Origin of the sequence: Streptomyces sp. NPDC006925, assembly GCF_042869575.1 — a bacterium.
Taxonomy (GTDB): Bacteria; Actinomycetota; Actinomycetes; order Streptomycetales; family Streptomycetaceae; genus Streptomyces.
In genome coordinates this window covers 82,460-95,615 of sequence record NZ_JBIAGB010000021.1, presented here as the reverse complement: position 1 = coordinate 95,615, position 13,156 = coordinate 82,460, and the positions used below count along the sequence as shown (strand labels likewise).

The 13,156-nt window shown below is 70.5% G+C and carries 11 protein-coding genes and 2 tRNA genes; 4 read left to right on the top strand and 9 right to left on the bottom strand.

All coding sequences use genetic code 11. The features are described 5' to 3' along the window. Positions 1 to 119: 119 nt before the first annotated feature. The 5 genes from clpX to ACFYNS_RS24575 all read right to left on the bottom strand — a co-directional run bounded on the left by clpX (position 120) and on the right by ACFYNS_RS24575 (position 4,723). Entirely contained in the window at positions 120 to 1,403 is a 1,284-nt protein-coding gene (clpX, locus tag ACFYNS_RS24595; protein ID WP_019358128.1) for an ATP-dependent Clp protease ATP-binding subunit ClpX, read from the bottom strand. Positions 1,404 to 1,562: 159 nt separating this feature from the next. Continuing rightward, a complete protein-coding gene (locus ACFYNS_RS24590; protein WP_019358127.1) occupies positions 1,563 to 2,222 on the bottom strand; it encodes an ATP-dependent Clp protease proteolytic subunit in 660 nt (219 codons plus the stop codon). 70 nt (positions 2,223 to 2,292) lie between these two features. Beyond that, complete coding sequence (locus ACFYNS_RS24585) at positions 2,293 to 2,898, bottom strand: ATP-dependent Clp protease proteolytic subunit (protein WP_019358126.1); 606 nt, start codon at positions 2,896 to 2,898, stop codon at positions 2,293 to 2,295. A 248-nt stretch (positions 2,899 to 3,146) separates the two neighbouring features. Then, on the bottom strand, positions 3,147 to 4,544 hold the full coding sequence (gene tig / locus ACFYNS_RS24580; RefSeq protein ID WP_360294557.1) for a trigger factor: 1,398 nt from the start codon (positions 4,542 to 4,544) through the stop codon (positions 3,147 to 3,149). A 102-nt stretch (positions 4,545 to 4,646) separates the two neighbouring features. After that, positions 4,647 to 4,723: transfer RNA gene (locus ACFYNS_RS24575), tRNA-Pro, on the bottom strand. A gap of 70 nt (positions 4,724 to 4,793) precedes the next feature. On the opposite strand from ACFYNS_RS24575, the gene ACFYNS_RS24570 reads away from it, so the two are divergent. Then, a tRNA-Gly gene (locus ACFYNS_RS24570) sits at positions 4,794 to 4,864 on the top strand. A 453-nt stretch (positions 4,865 to 5,317) separates the two neighbouring features. Here the strand turns inward: ACFYNS_RS24570 and ACFYNS_RS24565 are convergent. Beyond that, positions 5,318 to 5,512 (bottom strand): hypothetical protein, encoded by a 195-nt coding sequence (locus ACFYNS_RS24565; RefSeq protein WP_019358124.1) that lies wholly within the window; start codon positions 5,510 to 5,512, stop codon positions 5,318 to 5,320. Positions 5,513 to 6,120: 608 nt separating this feature from the next. Here ACFYNS_RS24565 and ACFYNS_RS24560 point away from each other — a divergent pair. Further along, a complete protein-coding gene (locus ACFYNS_RS24560; protein WP_360294554.1) occupies positions 6,121 to 7,320 on the top strand; it encodes an acyltransferase family protein in 1,200 nt (399 codons plus the stop codon). A 149-nt stretch (positions 7,321 to 7,469) separates the two neighbouring features. On the opposite strand, the gene ACFYNS_RS24555 is transcribed toward ACFYNS_RS24560, so the two are convergent. Beyond that, positions 7,470 to 8,630, bottom strand: a complete 1,161-nt coding sequence (locus ACFYNS_RS24555; RefSeq protein WP_360294551.1) for a PP2C family protein-serine/threonine phosphatase — start codon at positions 8,628 to 8,630, stop codon at positions 7,470 to 7,472. A 148-nt stretch (positions 8,631 to 8,778) separates the two neighbouring features. Between ACFYNS_RS24555 and ACFYNS_RS24550 the strand changes: the two genes are divergently transcribed. Next, positions 8,779 to 10,032, top strand: a complete 1,254-nt coding sequence (locus ACFYNS_RS24550) for a GNAT family N-acetyltransferase (protein WP_388605096.1) — start codon at positions 8,779 to 8,781, stop codon at positions 10,030 to 10,032. Between the two features lie 4 nt (positions 10,033 to 10,036). Here ACFYNS_RS24550 and ACFYNS_RS24545 read toward each other — a convergent pair whose 3' ends face one another. Further along, the gene (locus tag ACFYNS_RS24545; protein WP_388605095.1) at positions 10,037 to 10,870 is read right to left on the bottom strand and encodes an Fpg/Nei family DNA glycosylase; all 834 of its coding nucleotides are present in this window, start codon (positions 10,868 to 10,870) and stop codon (positions 10,037 to 10,039) included. Positions 10,871 to 10,873: 3 nt separating this feature from the next. Next, positions 10,874 to 11,359 carry a ribose-5-phosphate isomerase gene (locus ACFYNS_RS24540; protein ID WP_019358119.1) on the bottom strand — a complete coding sequence of 162 codons (486 nt, stop codon included), beginning with the start codon at positions 11,357 to 11,359 and terminating at the stop codon, positions 10,874 to 10,876. 227 nt (positions 11,360 to 11,586) lie between these two features. On the opposite strand from ACFYNS_RS24540, the gene ACFYNS_RS24535 reads away from it, so the two are divergent. Beyond that, positions 11,587 to 13,149, top strand: coding sequence for an amino acid permease (locus tag ACFYNS_RS24535; protein WP_360303737.1), 1,563 nt, complete (start codon positions 11,587 to 11,589; stop codon positions 13,147 to 13,149). The last annotated feature ends 7 nt before the right edge of the window (positions 13,150 to 13,156 follow it).

Below are 13,156 nucleotides of genomic sequence, written 5' to 3'. Positions count from 1 at the left end.
ACCCACGGCGAAGGCCCGCCCCGGAATGGGGCGGGCCTTCGCCGTGGTACGGGGAGAGGGGCCGGCTGCCGGTACCGGGCCGCGGGAGCCGGGCACCGGACCGCCGGGTCCCGGGGCGGTCAGGCGCTCTTCTCGTGGCGCTGCTGGTCGCCGTTGCCGCGGGCGCGCGGCACCAGGGTCGGGTTCACGTTGGAGTGCACGACCTCCTCGGTGATCACGACGCGCTCGACGTCCTTGCGCGAGGGCACCTCGTACATCACCGACTGGAGGACCTCCTCCATGATGGCGCGCAGTCCGCGGGCCCCGGTGCCGCGCAGGATGGCCTGGTCGGCGATGGCCTCCAGGGCCGGACGGTCGAAGTCCAACTCGACACCGTCGAGTTCGAAGAGCCGCTGGTACTGCTTGACGAGCGCGTTCCTGGGCTCCATGAGGATCTGCAGCAGGGCCTCGCGGTCGAGGTTGTGCACGGAGGTGATGACCGGCAGCCGGCCGATGAACTCCGGGATCATCCCGAACTTCACCAGGTCCTCCGGCATGACCTCCTCGAACTGGTTGGTCGCCTCGATCTCCCGCTTGGAGCGGATGTCGGCACCGAAACCGATGCCCTTGGCGCCCGCCCGGGACTCGATGATCTTCTCCAGGCCCGCGAAGGCGCCGCCCACGATGAACAGCACGTTCGTCGTGTCGATCTGGATGAACTCCTGGTGCGGGTGCTTGCGGCCGCCCTGTGGCGGCACCGAGGCCGTGGTGCCCTCCAGGATCTTCAGCAGCGCCTGCTGCACACCCTCGCCCGAGACGTCCCGGGTGATGGAGGGGTTCTCGCTCTTGCGGGCCACCTTGTCGATCTCGTCGATGTAGATGATCCCGGTCTCGGCCTTCTTGACGTCGTAGTCGGCCGCCTGAATGAGCTTCAGCAGGATGTTCTCGACGTCCTCGCCGACGTAGCCGGCCTCCGTGAGCGCCGTGGCGTCGGCGATGGCGAAGGGGACGTTCAGCATCCGCGCGAGGGTCTGGGCCAGCAGCGTCTTGCCGGAACCGGTGGGGCCCAGCAGCAGGATGTTGGACTTCGACAGTTCGATGCCGTCGTCCCTGCCCTGGCCGTTCTCGCCCGCCTGCACCCGCTTGTAGTGGTTGTAGACGGCCACCGAGAGCGCCTTCTTCGCGGCCTCCTGACCGACGACGTAGCCCTCCAGGAACTCGTAGATCTCCCGGGGCTTGGGCAGCTCGTCCCACCGGACTTCGGAGGATTCGGCGAGTTCCTCCTCAATGATCTCGTTGCAGAGATCGATGCACTCGTCGCAGATGTACACACCTGGACCCGCGATGAGCTTCTTCACCTGCTTCTGGCTCTTGCCGCAGAACGAGCACTTGAGCAGATCGCCGCCATCACCGATGCGTGCCACGAGGAGCTTCCCCTTCGCCTGGGATCCGTCAGGGATACGGACCGAGGTACGTGCTCTTCGACGGTACCTTGCCGGACCGCCGGAATGGGCCCCCCTTGGAGCGACCGGACCGACACATCCGGTGCCGCTCCAAGGGGGCAGGGTCGTGCGCGCGGACCCTCAGACCCCCACCGAGGTCTTCCGGGTGGAGACGATCTGGTCGATCAGGCCGTACTCCAGGCACTCCTCAGCGGTGAGGATCTTGTCGCGCTCGATGTCCTGGGAGATGATCTCGCGCTCCTTGGTGGAGTGCTTGGTCAGCATGTCCTCCAGCTGCTCGCGCATCCGCTGGATCTCGTTGGCCGCGATCTCCAGGTCCGAGACCTGACCGCGGCCCGTCTCGCTGTAGGGCTGGTGGATCAGGATACGGGCGTTGGGCAGCGCCATCCGCTTGCCGGGGGTGCCGGCGGCCAGCAGCACGGCGGCCGCGGAGGCGGCCTGCCCCATGCAGACCGTCTGGATGTCCGGCTTGACGAACTGCATCGTGTCGTAGATGGCGGTCAGCGCGGTGAAGGAGCCGCCCGGCGAGTTGATGTAGACCGAGATGTCGCGGTCGGGGTCCATCGACTCCAGGCACAGGAGCTGCGCCATGACGTCGTTGGCCGAGGCGTCGTCGATCTGCACACCGAGGAAGATCACGCGCTCTTCGAAGAGCTTCGCGTAGGGGTCGTACTCCCGCACGCCCTGCGAGGTGCGCTCCACGAAGCGCGGCACGACGTAGCGGGACTCGGGCGCGATGCCGGTGAACTCGGCCCGGGCGTCCGTGGGAAATGAGGTCATCGGGAGGTTCTCCTGGAGATGAGCTGGTGGCTGCGGGAGGAGCGGGTGCCCTGCGGCGCTGTGGCGGGGCTCACGCACCCGTGCCGCCACCGCCGGGAAGCTGCGCGGCACTGCCGTACACCTCGTCGATGAGGCCGTACTCGCGCGCCTCCTCGGCGGTGAACCAGCGGTCGCGGTCCGCGTCGCGGGTCCACTGCTCGACCGTCTGACCGCTGTGCGCGGCCGACAGCTCGGCCAGCCGCTTCTTGGTGCGCAGCAGCTGCTCGGCGTGGATCTTGATGTCAGTGGCCGAGCCCGCCAGGCCCGCGGAGGGCTGGTGGATGAGGATGTCGGCGTTGGGCAGCGCGAAGCGCTTGCCGGGGGTGCCCGCGGTCAGCAGGAACTGTCCCATGGAGGCGGCCAGGCCCATGGCGATGGTGACGACATCGTTCTTGATGTACTGCATGGTGTCGTAGATCGCCATGCCCGCCTGGACCGAACCACCCGGGCTGTTGATGTACAGGAAGATGTCCTTGTCCGGGTCGGCGGCAAGGAGCAGAAGCTGGGCGGTGATCTTGTTGGCGATATCGTCGTCCACCGGCTGGCCGAGGAAAATGATGCGCTCGTCGAGCAGCCGGTTGTAGACCTGATCGCCGAGGCCACCACCGAAGTTGGGCTCGCCGGCGGCGGAAGGCATCGGAAGCGTCACGTGTCCACCTGCTCGTGTCCGGACGGCCACGCGGAGCTGGCCGCCACTGGGGTCTTCGTCTACTGGGGACCCTAACGCGCCGGTCGTCGGCCGCCATCCCGGGCCGAGCGCATTTCGCTGTGAGCGCAGGTACCCCCGGGCGGGCGCGTCCGCCGCGGCCGACAGCCGAACGGGGGGCGCCGGGGCGTGCACTCGCGCGCCCCGGCGCCCCCCGTTCGCGGGTCAGGCGAGCCGGATCAGCTCTCGGCCTTGCCGGCCTCGTCCGCCGCCTCGGCGGCGGGGGCCTGCTCGGCCTCGGCGCCTTCAGCGGCCTCCTCGGCGTCCTCGTCGCTCAGGTCGACGACCTCGCCGGCGGTGTCCTTGACGGTCACGGCCTCCACCACGGTGGCCAGCGCCTTGCCACGGGCGACCTCACCGACGAGGACCGGCACCTGGCCGCCCTCGACGACGGCCTGCGCGAACTGGTCGGGGCTCATGCCGGAGGACTGGGCGCGGCGCATCAGGTGCTCGGTCAGCTCTTCCTGGCTGACGTTGAGCTTCTCCTTGCTGACCAGCTCGTCGAGGACGAACTGGGTCCGGATGCCCTTCTCCGCCTGCTCCTTGAGCTCGGCGTCGAACTCTTCCTCGCTCTTGTCCTGCATCTTCAGGTAGGACTCGAGGTCCAGGCCGAGCTGGCCGAGCTGGTGGTTGATCAGGTTGTGCTTGCGGCTCTCGATCTCGTCCGCCAGCAGCTTCTCCGGAACCGGGACCTCGATGAGCTCCAGGAGGGCGTCGAGCACCTTCTCCTGGGCCTGGGTCGCCTGCTCCTGCTTCTTCTGGTCGGCCAGCCGCTTGCGGCTGTCCTCGCGCAGCTCCTCCAGCGTGTCGAACTCGCTGGCGAGCTGGGCGAACTCGTCGTCCAGCTCGGGCAGTTCCCGCGCGGAGACGGTCTGGACGGTGACGGCGACCTCGGCCTCGCGGCCCGCGCCGGAGCCGCCCTTCAGCTCGGAGGCGAAGGTGGCGGTGCCGCCCGCCTCCAGGCCGGTGACGGCCTCGTCGATGCCGTCGAGCAGCTCGCCGGAGCCGATGGTGTAGTCGACGCCCTCGGCGACGCCGTCCTCCAGCACCTCGCCGTCGATCCGGGCCTCGAGGTCGACCTTGACGACGTCGCCCTCGGCGGCGGCCCGCTCGACCGCGGTGGTGGAGGCGAAGCGCTCGCGGAGCTGCTCGACGGCCTCGTCGACGTCCGCGTCGGAGACCTCGGCCGCGTCGACCTCGACCTCGATGCCGGAGTAGTCGGGGATCTCGATCTCGGGGCGGACGTCCACCTCGGCGGTGAAGGCCAGCAGCTCGTTGTCCTTCAGCTCGGTGATGTCGACCTCGGGCTGGCCGAGCACGTTGAGCTCGCCCTCCTCGACGGCGGACTGGTAGAGCTTCGGAAGCGCGTCGTTGACGGCCTCCTCCAGGACGGCACCGCGGCCGAAGCGCTGGTCGATCAGGCGCGCAGGGATCTTGCCCTTGCGGAACCCGGGCACGGTGACCTGCTGGTTGATCTTGCTGTACGCCGCGTCGAGGCTGTCCTTGAGCTCCTCGAAGGGCACCTCGACAGTGAGCCGAACCCGGGTCGGGTTCAAGGTCTCCACGGCGCTCTTCACGGTCGGTCTCCTTGGGGCTGGCATTGGGGGTTCTGCTGACTTCTTGGCTGCGCCCCGTATGCATGCAGACACGACACAGGCACGCGCGTCTTTCATAGTACGTGGTCGGGGTGGCCGGATTCGAACCGACGACCTTCCGCTCCCAAAGCGGACGCGCTACCAAGCTGCGCCACACCCCGTCGGTGCGACACGTAGAGTACATGTCGTAGGATGCGGTGCGTGCCGATCCGGTCCGCCGATCCGGCGCACGCGGGCGTAGCTCAATGGTAGAGCCCTGGTCTTCCAAACCAGCTACGCGGGTTCGATTCCCGTCGCCCGCTCAGGAGTGCGAAGGGCCCGACCCCCGATGGGGCCGGGCCTTTCGCCGTCTCGTCGCCTCACTGCCGGGTCGCCCGGCGCCTCGCCGGCTCTGCTGTGCTGTGCGGCCTCGTGCGGCTCGGGACCGCCGACGGGCGCGGCCCGCTGCGTCCGGGCCGCGGAAGGCAGCCGCCGGTGTCGGTCGCGGGGCCCGGGAGCGCGGTCGCACTGCGTGCCGGTCCGGCTGCGTCGCGGACATCCGCACGTCGAGCCGGGGGCATCGCGCGGGCGGTCCGGGCCGCTCCCTGAGCGTCGCCCGGACGCGGTCCCGGCGACACGCGGCACTGCGGACGGCGGAGAGGCCGCGGGGGACGGCAGGGAAGAACGTGCCGCCACCCCCGAGGGGGCGCTTCCCCGGCAGGGGCTTACCGGCAGGGGACGCCGACGCGCCCCGAGAAGCCGATCCGGCGGCCCCGCTAGAAGCTGATCTGGTTGATCGTGTCGGCGACCGAGTTCAGGAACCGGTTGATGGACGGGGCCATGCCGCTGGAGGCGAGGAAGAAGCCGAAGAGCACGGCGACGATGGCGGGTCCCGGCTTGATGGACTTGCCCCGGATCATCACGACCAGGATGACCGCCAACAGCACGACAACGGACAGCGAGATGGCCACAACTGCTCACACCCTCATGGTCGGAACGCCTCACCCGGCCTCGGGGGCCGCCACTGTGGCCGTACCCCCACGCACACAGCGCGCACCCATCGTGCCACCAACTCCCTTGCGCGAGGAGCCGACCGGGGCACCGCCGGGCCCATCATCGGGTAAATACCGATCATCGACCAGGGGGACAGCACGGGACACTTGGGGCGTAGGTGACGCAGTCGGCGGACTGCCGGGTGCTCGGAATTCCCGCCATCAATTCGATGTGATCACGGCACGATGACTTGACGAATGCCGGAAATGCGTCAGGTGGCGCATCGCACAGCAGGTGCACTTTGTGCAGAAAGACCGGCACGCGGTGCCGCGCTCCGCCGGCGGCCGGAATTCTCCGGGTGGATCTGCGAATTGTGTCCTCGCTCACAGCGCGTACCGAGAGCACCGCCCCCCGCGCCTCCAGCGCCACAGGGACCTCATACGCCCCGTTTAGATGGGACATCGTCCGGCAGATCGAACATTCACGTCACGCCCCGTCAGCCCTGTTCCGGAAACCGAGGAATAGCGCGCGGTGCGGCGGGAAGGCGGCGCGGGACGAGAATTTACGGCTCACACGGTGACCCGCTATGGTGCGGCAGATGTTGCACGCTGGTTATGAGCGGGCGCCGCTCCCCCCCGTCCGCCAGGAGTCCCCCTCCGAGACGCCACCCGCGTCCGCGGAGCGGGCTGCGAAGTCGCAGCCCGCACAGGCGCAGAAGAAGCCAGCAGCCAAGCAGCGGGACCCGTTCTTCGACAACGCGAAGTACCTGACGATCGTCCTCGTCGGGATCGGGCACGCCTGGGACCCGCTGCGCAGCGACAGCCGAACGGCCGAGGCGCTCTACTTCGTCCTCTACACGTTCCACATGCCGGCGTTCATCATCATCTCGGGCTACCTCTCCAGGAGCTTCGAGGGCAAGCCGAAGCAGGTCCAGCGGCTGGTCACCGGGGTGGTCGTGCCCTACCTGGCGATCCAGTTCGGCTACACGTTCTTCATGCGCTGGGCCAACGACGACCCGGACCGTGAGTTCCACTTCCAGGAGCCGGGGTTCGCACTGTGGTTCCTGTGCGCGCTGTTCCTCTGGCGGCTGACGACTCCGCTGTGGAAGAGCCTGCGCTGGCCGATGCCGGTGGCGCTGGCCATCGGAGCGGCGGCCAGCGTGACGCCGAGCATCGGCGGCGATCTGAACCTGATGCGGGTGGCGCAGTTCCTGCCGTTCTTCGTCCTCGGCCTCCAGCTGCGCCCCGAGCACTTCAAGCTGGTCAAGCGCAAGCAGGCGCGCTACCTCGCGGTGCCGGTGACGCTGTGCGCGATGGTCTTCGCCTACTGGGCGGTCCCCCGGATGTCCAAGGCCTGGTTCCTGCACGACAAGGCGGCCGAGGACATGGGCGTCCCGTCCTGGGCGGGTGCGGTGATGTACCTGGCGCTCTTCGGCTGCGGCCTGGTGATGACGGCCTGCTTCCTCTCCTGGGTGCCGCGGCGGCTGATGTGGTTCACCGCGCTGGGCGCCGGCACGCTGTACGCCTACCTGCTGCACATCTTCTTCATCCAGAGCTCGCGCCAGTTCGACTGGTACGAGATGGCCTGGGTCGACCACCCGCTCAGCCGGGTCGTCATCACCCTGCTGGCCGCCGTGATGATGACGGTGCTGTGCACTCCGTGGGTGACCCGGCTGTTCAAGTTCGTGATCGAGCCGAAGATGGACTGGTTCTTCAAGCGTGACCCCGGGGCCATGGCCCGCAAGCGGGAGTCGGGCACGACGCCCGCCTCGCACCGCAAGAAGTAGCCCCCGTCCGGACACGTTTCCCGGCCCCCTCCCGCAACCCGCGCGAGGGGGCCCGCTGCTGGACGAGGAGCCCGCCAACGGGTCGAACATGCGGACAGCGGGTGAGCGGACGCCGCGCTGGTTGACCGCGTCGGTGCGCCGTGGCGCCGTCAGTCGCGGCAGATCAACAACAGTGCCCGGTCGTCGTTGACATCGCGCGCCACCGACTCGATCAGATGCCAGGCCGCGCCGTGGAAGCTCGTGGCGACATAGCGGTCGGCCTCCCCGGTGAGCCGGTCCATGCCCTCGGTGAGGTCCCGCTCCGCGGTCTCCACCAGCCCGTCGGTGAAGAGCATCAGCACGTCCCCGCGCCGCAGCGTCCCCTTGATCGGGTCGAACTCGGCACCGTCGTACACGCCCAGCAGCGGCCCCTCGGCGGCCTTCTCCTCCCATTTGCCCGAACCGGCGTTGAGCTGCATCGCCGGCACGTGCCCCGCCGAGAGCAACTCGTAGTCGCCGCTGTCCAGGTCCAGGACGAGGTGGACGGAGGTGGCGAAGCCCTCCTCCCACGACTGGCGGAGCAGATAGCCGTTCGCCGCGGGCAGGAAGGCGTGCGGCGGAAGCGAACCCAGCAGCCCGCCGAAGGCACCGGAGAGCAGCAGGGCGCGGGAGGCGGCGTCCATGCCCTTGCCCGAGACGTCGGTGAGGACCAGCTCCAGGGTCCGGCGCCCCGGGCCGGTGCGCGCGGCGACGACGAAGTCCCCGGAGAAGGACTGCCCGCCCGCCGGGCGCAGGGCCATCTCGTGGTGCCAGCCGGCCGGCAGCTTGGGCAACTTGCTCTGCACCCGGATGCGCTCGCGCAGGTCGAAGAGCATGGTGCCGCCGCGCCGCCAGGGCACGCCCACCCTGCTGCGGAACTGCGCGATGAGCAGCCCGGAGAGTCCGGCCGCCGCCACCACCAGGATGGTGCCCGGCGTCACGCGCCCGCCGTCGGCCGACTCCCAGGGCGGCAGCAGCAGCGACTCGACCATGAGCGCGACCGCGGCGGCGGCATACAGCGCCAGCAGGCTGGCCGGCCGCAGCAGCAGGCCGCCCGCGATGAGCGGGAGCACCAGCGCCTCGGGGGCGCACCACAGCGGGGTGAGGACGGTGGCGCAGGCCAGGGCCGGGACGGTGAGCAGCAGACCGACCAGTGCGACCCAGTCGGAGGCGCCGCCGCGGAAGTAGTCGACGGCGGACCTGCGCAGGGTGGTGCGGGCCCGGTGCCAGGTCTTCTGCGCCTGGTGCAACCGGGCCGTGGCTGCTGAGAATCCCACGCGGCGGTCCGCCATGCTCACGGAGCCTAGCCACCCTGTCGGCGAGCCGTCGATTCCCGGCAGCGGCCGGGAGGTGTGCGCGGGGGGCCGCGCGCCCAGGGGGCGGCGCGCCAGCGGGCAAATACGTTCGCCCGCGTTCGAACTGCCTGCTAGTGATGACGGTATGACAACTGAGCCGCAGGTTCTCCAGCCGTCCGAATGGGACGCCTGGTACGCGTCCCTGCAGAGTGCGTTCGCCGCGGACGAGACGTCCGAGGAGCGGGAACTGAACCGTTCGCTGACCGAGTCGGAGCGCTCGATCGGGGTGTGGGACGAGGGACGCCCGGTGGCCACGGCGGGGTTGCTGTCGTTCCGGATGGCGGTGCCCGGTGGCGCGGTCGTCCCGGCGGCCGGGGTGACGATGGTCAGTGTGGCGCCCACCCACCGCAGGCGGGGGCTGCTGCGCTCGATGATGCGACGGCAGCTGGACGACGTGCGGGAGGCCGGACAGGAGCCGCTGGCGGTGCTGACGGCGTCCGAGGCGGGGATCTACGGCCGGTTCGGCTACGGCCAGGCGGCGCGCTCGCTCTCGGCGCGGATCGACACCGCGAGGGTCGCGCTGGAGCTGCCCGCCGGGACGGCGGACGAGGCGGCGGGGCTGCGGCTGCGCCAGTCGGACGAGGCCGCTTCGCTGCTCGCGGAGTGCGAGTCCGTCTACGCCCGCGCGGTGCCCCGCCGTCCCGGGATGCTGGAGCGGCGCCCGGGGTGGGAGCGGGTGCCGCTGCGCGACCCGGAGCGCAACCGCGACGGCGCCTCGCCGCTGCGCTGCGTGGTGGTGCTGCGGGACGGCGAGCCGGTGGGGTACGCGCGCTACGCGGTCCGGCTGCGCTGGACGCAGACCGGCGCCGCGGAGGGCGAGGTGCGGCTGCGGGAGCTGGAGGCGCTCGATCCGGCCGGGCACGCCGCGCTGTGGCGCTTTCTGTGGGGCATCGACCTGACGTCCTCCGTGGTCGCCGACGACCGGCCGCTGGACGACCCCTGGCTGCAGCTGGTGAGCGATCCGCGCCGCTGTGCGACGGCGTTCCGGGACTCGCTGTATCTGCGGCCGGTGGAGGTCGGCGCCGCACTGGCCGCGCGCGGCTACGCCGCCCCGGTGGAGGTGGTGCTGGAGGTCGAGGACACGTTCTGCCCGTGGAACACGGGCCGCTGGCGGCTGTCGGGCGACACGAAGGGGGCGGTGTGCGAGCCGACCCGGGACGCGGCCGATCTGTCGCTGTCCGTGCGGGAGCTGGGGCGCGCCTATCTGGGCGGGACCTCGCTGGCGGCGCTGGCCGGAGCCGGGCTGGTGCGGGAGCAGCGGCCGGGGTCGGGCGCGCTCGCGGCAGCCGCAGCGGCTTTCGGGAGCGACGTGCAGCCGTGGCTGCCGCACGGGTTCTGACCGGTCACCGGCGCTGGCAGGAGGGGCACCAGAACAGGTTGCGGGCCGCGAGTTCCGCGGTGGCGACCGGGCTGCCGCACACCAGGCAGGGCAGCCCGGCCCGGCGGTAGACATAGACCTCGCCGCCGTGGTCGTCCACCCGCGGCGGGCGTCCCATGGCCTCGGGGGTGTGCTCGTCGCGCACGGTGTCGATGCGGTTCTTGCGGACGCCGTCGGTCATCAGCGCGACGAGGTCGTCCCACAGCGCTTCCCATTCGGTGCGGGTGAGGTCCCGCCCGGCGCGGTAGGGGTCGATGCCGTGCCGGAAGAGCACCTCGGCGCGGTAGACGTTGCCGACGCCGGCGACGATCTTCTGGTCCATCAGCAGCGCGGCGACGGTGGTGCGGCTGCGGGAGATCCGTGCCCAGGCGGCTGCCGGGTCGGAGGCGGGGCGCAGCGGGTCGGGGCCGAGCCGGTCGCCGACCGCCTGCTTCTCCGGTTCGGTCAGCAGTTCGCAGCGGGTGGGCCCGCGCAGGTCGGCGTAGTGCGGCGGGCCCGCGGGGCGCTCGCCGGGGCGGGTGGCCAGCCGCAGCCTGATCTGCCCGACGGGTGCCGGGGGCGGGCCCTCGCCGAACCGGAAGGTGCCGTAGAGGCCCAGATGGATGTGGACCCAGCCGACCGGGCCGAAGCCCAGGAACAGGTGCTTGCCGTGCGCCTCGGTGGCCGACGGCGCCGCGCCGTCCAGCAGCGCGGCGCCGTCGGCGAACTTGCCCTGGGGGCTGGAGACGTCCAGCGGGTGTCCGGCGAACCGGTCCGCTACCTCACGGGCGAGCCGGTGGATGGTGTGGCCCTCGGGCACGGCTCAGGGCTGGGGGTGGTGCGCGGGCACGGGCGGCAGCTCGCCGCTGCGCTCGAAGTCGGCGAGCATCGCGATCCGGCGCCGGTGCCGCTCGCCCTCGGAGAAGGGCGTGTTCAGGAAGGTCTCCACGAAGGAGACGGCCTCCTCGGTGGTGTGCATCCGGGCGCCCACGCTGACCAGGTTGGCGTCGTTGTGCTCGCGGGCCAGGGCGGCCGTCTCGGTGCTCCAGGCCAGGGCGCAGCGGGCGCCGGGGACCTTGTTGGCGGCCATCTGCTCGCCGTTGCCGGAGCCGCCGATGACGATGCCGAGCGCGTCGCCGTCCGCGGCGGTGCGCTGCGCGGCGCGCAGGCAGAAGGGCGGGTAGTCGTCCTCGGCGTCGTAGATGTGGGGGCCGCAGTCGACGGGCTCGTGGCCGGCCGTGCGGAGCCACTCGACGAGGTGGTTCTTGAGTTCGAAACCGGCGTGATCGGAGCCGAGGTAGACGCGCATGACGGAGAGTGTGCCATCTTCGCCGGGCGATCGGCCGCCCAGGGCGCGGTCCGGCGGCGCGGGACACGGTCAGACGGCGGAACAGGACGTGTTTCTCAGCCGTACGGGAGGTTTTCCCGATGTTCCGTAGGCAACAATCGTGATTCACCTCTTCCATAGGGGGCGGTACGGGCCGTTACATGTGAGCGCTCGTTTGCACACCACCCTCATTAGGAGCCGGCTGCCCCATGAGTTCCCAGCACACCCCGCGCACGTCGGGGGAGCCGCCACAGAGCCCGTCCGTCCCCGGTACCGGGGACGGTGACGGCCTCCAGGCGGGCCTCAAGAACCGCCATCTGTCCATGATCGCCATCGGCGGCGTCATCGGCGCCGGACTCTTCATCGGCTCCAAGGCCGGTATCGCGGACGCCGGTCCCGGCATCCTGCTCTCCTACGCGCTCGCCGGGCTGCTCGTCGTCCTGGTGATGCGGATGCTGGGCGAGATGGCCGCCGCCCAGCCGACCTCCGGGTCGTTCTCCACCTACGCCGACCGTGCACTGGGCCGCTGGGCCGGGTTCACCATCGGCTGGCTGTACTGGTTCTTCTGGTCCGTCGTGCTCGCCGTGGAGGCGACCGCGGCCGCCGAGATCCTGGAAGGCTGGGCGCCCGCGGTACCGCAGTGGGGCTGGGCCCTGCTGGTGATGCTGGTGCTGACCGGCACCAATCTGATCTCCGTCGGCTCCTACGGCGAGTTCGAGTTCTGGTTCGCGGGGATCAAGGTCGTCGCGATCATCGCGTTCATCGTCGTCGGGGTGATCGCCTTCGCGGGCCTGCCGCCCGCCGACCACTTCGCGGGGACGGAGAACCTGACCGGGCACGGCGGATTCCTGCCCCACGGGCCCGGAGCGATCCTCTCCGGCATGCTGCTGGTGGTCTTCTCGTTCATGGGCAGCGAGATCGTGACCCTGGCCGCCGCCGAGTCGCCGAACCCGGTCGACGCCGTGCGCAAGGCCGTCAACAGCGTGATCTGGCGGATCGGGCTGTTCTACATCGGCTCGATCTTCGTGATCGTCTCGCTGCTGCCCTGGGACTCGAAGGCGATCGCCTCCGAAGGCCCGTACGTGGCCGTGCTGAACTCGCTGGACATCCCCTACGCGGGCACCGTCATGGACGTCGTGGTGCTGACCGCCGTGCTCTCCTGCCTGAACTCGGGCCTGTACACCGCGTCGCGGATGGCCTTCTCGCTGGGTGAGCGCAAGGACGCGCCGGCCTCCTTCGGCCGCACCAACGGCCGCGGTGTGCCCACCACCGCGATCCTGGCCTCGGTGGCCTTCGGGTTCGTCGCGGTCTTCTTCAACTACATCGCCAAGGACACGGTGTTCGAGTTCCTGCTGAACTCCTCCGGCGCCGTCGCCCTCTTCGTCTGGCTGGTCATCTGCGCCTCACAGCTGCGGATGCGGCGCCGGATCGAGCGGGAGGCCCCGGAGAAGCTGACCGTGCGGATGTGGCTGTACCCGTATCTGACCTGGGCGACCATCGGCCTGATCGTCTTCGTGATCGGCTACATGTTCACCGACGAGGACGGCCGGATCCAGATGATCCTGTCGCTCGCCGTCGCTGCCGTGGTGCTGGCGGCCTCGCTGGTCAAGGACCGGATCGTCCGGCAGCGGGGCGAACCGCTGCCCGGCCCCTCCGGGGAGGACGGCACCGGCGCTCCCTCCGGGGAGGACGGCACCGGGCCGGACGCCGCCGCGGCCGCCCGGGTGCCGAAGCCCGCCGGGGAGGCCGACCGCCAGGCGACCCGCCGCTGAGCGGCAC

Bases quoted from the DNA above. Each gene is read 5' to 3' on its own strand.
- ACFYNS_RS24590 (WP_019358127.1), bottom strand. From the start codon at position 2,222: ATGACCTCATTTCCCACGGACGCCCGGGCCGAGTTCACCGGCATCGCG.
- ACFYNS_RS24585 (WP_019358126.1), bottom strand. From the start codon at position 2,898: ATGCCTTCCGCCGCCGGCGAGCCCAACTTCGGTGGTGGCCTCGGCGAT.
- ACFYNS_RS24560 (WP_360294554.1), top strand. From the start codon at position 6,121: ATGGTGCGGCAGATGTTGCACGCTGGTTATGAGCGGGCGCCGCTCCCC.
- ACFYNS_RS24555 (WP_360294551.1), bottom strand. From the start codon at position 8,630: ATGGCGGACCGCCGCGTGGGATTCTCAGCAGCCACGGCCCGGTTGCAC.
- ACFYNS_RS24550 (WP_388605096.1), top strand. From the start codon at position 8,779: ATGACAACTGAGCCGCAGGTTCTCCAGCCGTCCGAATGGGACGCCTGG.
- ACFYNS_RS24540 (WP_019358119.1), bottom strand. From the start codon at position 11,359: ATGCGCGTCTACCTCGGCTCCGATCACGCCGGTTTCGAACTCAAGAAC.
- ACFYNS_RS24535 (WP_360303737.1), top strand. From the start codon at position 11,587: ATGAGTTCCCAGCACACCCCGCGCACGTCGGGGGAGCCGCCACAGAGC.